Annotated in this window: 1 protein-coding gene; it reads left to right on the top strand. The window is 61.4% G+C overall.

The window, feature by feature from the left end; genetic code table 11:
- The coding region (locus tag ACY2RT_RS15350; RefSeq protein ID WP_490156801.1) for an Lsr2 family DNA-binding protein at positions 1-151 on the top strand (151 nt) is incomplete at its 5' end.
- Positions 152-277 lie beyond the last annotated feature (126 nt).

Here is a 277-nt window from a genome sequence, read left to right as displayed (position 1 = left end):
CACTGGTGGCCGCCGTACTCGTGGTCGTCGCCCAACCGGGGGCCCGACTGCTAACGAGGTTCGTCAGTGGGCTAAGAGCCAGGGCTACGAGGTCTCGGAGCGTGGCCGCGTCTCCAATGAGATCCGTGAGGCCTACCAGCGCACTCACTGATTCCATTTTATTTGACCGTCTGACAAGGCGAGTCGGTTGCGACGCCGGAGCGGGATAGCTTTGGTGTCGCGCTGTTCTACTTGGGTTGTGCCAGCGGCGTAAACAGGTATCGCAGATCTGTCGGCG

This window comes from Ulvibacter sp. 2210JD10-4 (genome assembly GCF_058148525.1).
This window is presented reverse-complemented; position numbering and strand designations above follow the sequence as displayed.